The organism is Companilactobacillus futsaii JCM 17355 (genome assembly GCF_001435505.1).
Lineage (GTDB): Bacteria > Bacillota > Bacilli > Lactobacillales > Lactobacillaceae > Companilactobacillus > Companilactobacillus futsaii.
Map to the genome: position 1 here is coordinate 1 of NZ_AZDO01000033.1, position 5,393 is coordinate 5,393.

At 34.0% G+C, this 5,393-nt stretch carries 6 protein-coding genes; 2 read left to right on the forward strand and 4 right to left on the reverse strand.

Going from position 1 to position 5,393, the window contains the following annotated elements:
* Nucleotides 1-201: 201 nt before the first annotated feature.
* A complete protein-coding gene (locus FC88_RS03540; protein WP_057812848.1) occupies nt 202-564 on the forward strand; it encodes a hypothetical protein in 363 nt (120 codons plus the stop codon).
* A gap of 193 nt (nt 565-757) precedes the next feature.
* Here FC88_RS03540 and FC88_RS12775 read toward each other — a convergent pair whose 3' ends face one another.
* The 4 genes from FC88_RS12775 to FC88_RS12580 all read right to left on the reverse strand — a co-directional run bounded on the left by FC88_RS12775 (nt 758) and on the right by FC88_RS12580 (nt 4,302).
* Nucleotides 758-901 (reverse strand): hypothetical protein, encoded by a 144-nt coding sequence (locus FC88_RS12775; RefSeq protein ID WP_157060413.1) that lies wholly within the window; start codon nt 899-901, stop codon nt 758-760.
* 691 nt (nt 902-1,592) lie between these two features.
* Nucleotides 1,593-2,555: a LacI family DNA-binding transcriptional regulator gene (locus tag FC88_RS03545; protein ID WP_057812850.1), complete on the reverse strand. Its 963-nt coding sequence runs from the start codon at nt 2,553-2,555 to the stop codon at nt 1,593-1,595.
* A gap of 165 nt (nt 2,556-2,720) precedes the next feature.
* Nucleotides 2,721-3,404 (reverse strand): hypothetical protein, encoded by a 684-nt coding sequence (locus tag FC88_RS03550; RefSeq protein WP_057812853.1) that lies wholly within the window; start codon nt 3,402-3,404, stop codon nt 2,721-2,723.
* 122 nt (nt 3,405-3,526) lie between these two features.
* Nucleotides 3,527-4,302 (reverse strand): IS5-like element ISLpl3 family transposase gene (locus FC88_RS12580; RefSeq protein ID WP_149029876.1). Its coding sequence is split into 2 segments (ribosomal slippage): nt 3,527-3,978 and nt 3,978-4,302, totalling 777 coding nucleotides; the frame shifts between segments, so codons are not numbered across the junction.
* A 92-nt stretch (nt 4,303-4,394) separates the two neighbouring features.
* On the opposite strand from FC88_RS12580, the gene thiD reads away from it, so the two are divergent.
* Nucleotides 4,395-5,222: a bifunctional hydroxymethylpyrimidine kinase/phosphomethylpyrimidine kinase gene (gene thiD, locus FC88_RS03565; RefSeq protein ID WP_057812860.1), complete on the forward strand. Its 828-nt coding sequence runs from the start codon at nt 4,395-4,397 to the stop codon at nt 5,220-5,222.
* The last annotated feature ends 171 nt before the right edge of the window (nt 5,223-5,393 follow it).

The following is a 5,393-nucleotide window of genomic DNA, read 5'->3' on the forward strand; positions in this document are numbered from 1 at the left end:
TCAGGTTATGCTGACAAATTTGTCCAAAAATTCGGATTAAATTTGCAATCTACCACATCCCTATTCAGAATAGCCTTTAGACGCAATCTCTATCGATTTATTACTATATCGTTTATTTGCCAATTTACAAAATGATACGTTTATAATTATTAGTAGTATAATGAAAACGTTCACAAGCTTGAATCTGAAGAGGTGTTATTTATGCATACAGTCGATTCAAAAATTTTAGCTTCTGATAATTTTTACAAAGATGACCTTAACGTCAAAAATAAAATATTCAAAGTTAGACTCAACAACAGTCAACCCTTACGTGACACCATCTATAAGTACTCCAATGAGATTGTTGGCATGACCTACAAATTGAATGTTCACATTGATAATGACATTCACATCTGCGATGTAGAAAAAACCGTTCTGGATATTCCTTTTAATGAAATTAAATTTATCCAGTTTGGCATTCTCCGTCTTTTAGGTTCTGTCAGTTCCGTTCCAACTAATATGTACTACCTCTTAATTTATATAGAAACAAAAGAGTCTATTAAATTAGGTATGGTTGATAACTAATTGCAGCATTATTTTGATTACGTCAAGTTATTAAAGGATCATGATTTTCCTTTAGAGGACCCTTTCAAAATTGCCGAAATGAACTTAACGGATCGTACCCAGACCTATAATTATCTTCAAAAAAATTATGATAAACTGGCGGTCACAGCTGGCTATCACTCAAATAAATCCCATCTCAATTAAGAGATGGGATTTATTTATTTAACAACTTCTTAATGCCGACCATATCTTCATTAATACCAAATAGACCTCCGCCTGGCTGTAACTGCGATGTGGCATGTAAATTATCTAATGCCGTGTAAACATTTCCATTTCTAAAATTGGCCGTTTCTATCAAATAACCTTAAGGTGAATTAAAATGTTTCACATGGAACATATGGTGCTTGGTCACTCATCAAATACTATATCTTGTGTTTGAAAATCCTCCTTGTTTTAATCTTAAAACATCATGATATTTAATCCTACTATTGCAATCTTTTGGTAAAATAATTTAAATTATATTTAATTTTATTTTCAATAATATTAGTCATTTATAAACACCCCTATATCTGCATAAAACTTTTTGTGTACCTCCTCACAACTACTCGGAGACACTAAATTTATATTCTGTTCTAGAGAAACACTTATAAAATGCTATCTCTTACTGTCAATATATACTTTAAGCCATATTGTAACCGATTACAATACTTTTTGGACATTATTTTCATCTGTACACCTTGATACATAAGACATGTAACCGTTTTGCTATTAAGTTGACATAATAGCATTAAACAACTAATATTTCATTGAAACTAATGAATCAAATTAAGCAGACACTTACTCATCACCCCGACAATGATGTTTCTTACTTTATGTTTATACGATGATCTTTTCAGATCATCGTTTTTTTATCTCTCAATAAAGAAACTACTCGTGTGTATTTAATTAAATAATATAAAAAGTGCTTAAAATAAATAAGGATTAAAGAACATCATATCCAATGTCTTTAATCCCTATTATTTAGGGTAGTCTATTACGCCTCCCAATTTTTAATTAATAATTGATATTGGTACTGAAATCTGTTGATTCTTTTTCTTGCTATCCTCAGCCAGCATACTAATCGTTAACTCAGCAACCTTATTTCCAATTTTGGATGGATTTATACTTATAGTTGTCATTGGTGAATTCATATTAGCAAGAAACTGTGATCCTCCGTAGCCTATAACTTTCAACTCACTAGGAACCATAATACCACGCCTCTGTGCTTCTAAAACTACCTGATAGCCATTTTGATCATTTCTTGATAGTACCACATCAAAATCTTTAAAATCCTTAAATAGGTTTTGAGTCCCTTCAATTCCATACGGATCATCTTGATCAACCAACTGCAGTTCATAATTTACTTCGGATCCATTAAGTGCATAAACAATCGCATCCAATCTATCTTGCTCTTCAGAGAGGGATAGAGGCCCATGTTGTACAATTACTTTTTTATGTTTACCCTTTTCAATCAGCTTGATAGCGGCTTGCCCAACCTCATAGTCATCTGTTATCACATTGACCTTTCTTGAATAGTCGACTTTCCCACCACCAAGCTGTACAAATGGAACATTTTCCTCTGCCATTGTCACCGGAAAATCGTAAACTGCCGAAATAATCCCATCAATGTAACTATTTAACATATTCTTCAACTCTAATTCATACTGGTGTGAATTACGAGGACATAAACACAATAGTATACGTACACCTTTTTCTTTTAATACTTTTTCTATTGTATTAATTTCTTCCGAGTAAATCGGATCAATGATTGAAGGAATGATAACTCCAACAATATTGGTCCTTTTACTTGATAAAGATTTCGCAACCTTATTGGGAACATAATTCAATTCCTTAACGGCTTCTTCAATCTTCTGTTTTGTTTTTTTTGATACATATGACTTATTATTTAATGCTCTCGATACGGTTGTAGTCGAAACACCAACTAATTTTGCTACATCCTCAATACTGCTCAAAATCAAAATCCTCTTCTCAATGAAATATAATTAATCAATTATCAGTTTTAATAGTAAAAAAACCATTATATAATAATATCACTGATTAACATAGTTTTGGTTCACAAAGCCCTATACAATAGCTATATTTAGTATTAATCATCAAATTAAAATTCGTATTTTCATTTAATTCGATTCGGTCATAATATTGATCAACCGATTAGTAAGGTCCGCAATATAATTTGAATCATCCTTGATTTCACTCTCTGGCTTTATTTCCAGGAGAAATTTATCGGGATTTAATAGCTCTTCAGAATCATTATCGACAAATCTTCCAATAGGCAAATATACTGGAATTTCGAACAGTTTTGTTTTCTCAACATCAACCCGCGTAATGTATAGTTGTGGAGAATTAACGATATATCCCATTATTCTAGGAAAATCCAATTTATCTTTATAATACTTATATACACGTTCCAGTTCATCTAATATCTCATCTACCGACCTCGTTGATTCAATATCCTTTATAGCCCGATTAAAACTCTCATTTTGTCCAGATTCTAAGCTAGAAAGATTGTTTAATTCATTTACCAATTTGGCTATTTTCTTTGAATCATCCTCAATAATTGGTAACGGTGTACCAGACATTGCCATCTTAGCCGGTTTAAAAAATGAAACAAGTTTTGAATCCACCAGAACAACTGGTATTTTTATTTTCAATTGTTCATCTTCTTGTAATTCTACATTCATACCTTTAATAACATCTTCATTAACTACTTTATCTTTTACCGTATCTAGACTTGTTCTATCTCCATACATTAAATAAATATTTTTTAATTCAGTAATAATACTGTTCATCGCCTGGTTCATAACTTTTCCTCCTTAAAGAAAAACTCTTTGAAATTTTTCAATTACACAGTCATATCATACACCATCTACGAAAACGGTAACATAGTGGTAAAATAGTAATTGTACTAGGGTCCGTCTGAAAACTACTTAAGTAAGATGCAAATTGAGGCAATGTAGACCGTAGCCAGATAAACATGAGCGAGCTTATCATAACGCGTTGCAATCCTACGAAAGTTCTTCAACTGATTGAAGAAGTTCTCAATCAAATGGCGCTCACAATAAACGTGGTAATCACAGGTCCACTTGTCTTTGGTATTTTTCTTTGGCGGAATGGTATAGACGCCTGCTTTATCTTCAATATACTGGCGAAGTTTCGCGGTGCCATAGGCTTTATCCGCGATAATATTTGATTGAGAAATATCGAAGCCTTCCAGCAACTCACTGGCAACTTGGCTATCATGTACTTGACCACCTGTTAGGCGAAAACCCAAGGGATTCCCTAATCCGTCAACGAGTGCGTGAATCTTGGTCGTTCGGCCACCTCGACTTAATCCAATAGCTTGATTTTCGACCATAAATTCGGCGTTTTTTTTGCCCCAGTGGCCTTTTGATGCGCTCGAACGATCGTTGAATCTAAGCTCAAGTTTTCCATGTCGGGATCGTCAATCAATTCGAGAAAAACCTGTTCGAACAAGCCCGAACTTACCCAGGCTCGGAAGCGACTATACACCGTTTTCCAAGAGCCATAGCGTTCAGGTAGATCACGCCAAGGAGCCCCGCTGCGCATGAGCCAGAGGATAGCGTTGAGGGCGGTACGGTTGTCTAGGCTTGATGGACGGCCAGTCCGGTATGGCGGGAAGTATCCTTTGATTCGGTCCCACTGAGCATCTTCCAGTTCGTATCGTTTAGGTGTTGTCATCGGAATGCCTCGATTCGTTTTTCCTCAGATTATACCTGAATTTTTAGTTTTCAGACAGTCCCTAGTAAAAAATAATTAAGCGGGAGTTTTTACTGATGAATGAATTTAAGCAAGTTTTGACCATCGCAGGATCTGATTCTGATGGTAGTGCGGGAGCACAAGCTGATTTAAAAACCTTTATGTCACGTGGCGTTTATGGAATGTCTGTATTAACAGCAGCTGTTGCAGGAAATTCATACGGTATTCATGATAGTGTTAATTTGCCAATCGATTTCATTAAAAATGAAATCAAAGACATTAAGGATGATTTTAAAATTTCTGCATTCAAAAATGGAATGCTATCTGATTCAAAAATTATTCACACCATTGCTGAAGAAATAAAAGACAAGCCATTTGGTACCTTTATACTCGATCCAGTAATTATAACTAAGCATGGTGCAATGTTGCTTGAAACAGAAGCCTACCAAACTCTTATCAATGAGTTATTTCCTTTTGCAGATTTAATCACCCCTAATTTTTACGAAGCAAAAAAACTTTCCGGAATGGAATTAAATAATAAAGAAGATTTTGCAAAAGCTGCGTTGGAACTTCGAAAGCTTGGTCCAAAAAATATTATGATCAAGGGAAAACATATGGACGGTTCACAAGATACAGTTGATGATTACGTTCTACTTGAAAGTGGAAAGTCATTTTGGATATCAGAACCATTTATTGATACTGAACATATTAATGGTACTGGGGACACATTGTCTTCTTGTATCGTAGCTGAAATAGCCAAGGGTAAGAGTATGGAAAATGCTATTAAAATTAGTAAAAACTATACCTATAACGCAATAAAAAATGAAATCGCCGTTGGTCATAAATATGGTCCAATTAATCATTTCGTTGATAGTACCATCTCAACAGATTTACAAAGTTAACCTTGATCAATTATCTTGTTTTTATAAGAATATAATAAAAAATCAACGTTTATTGGTTCTATACTTTCTGGTATTGATGAATAATCAATGCCAGTTTTTTTGTCTCTAGAAAATAAAAAAAGAACATCACTGTTCTCATGTTAAGATTTAAGCGACCAAACCCAATCAAAA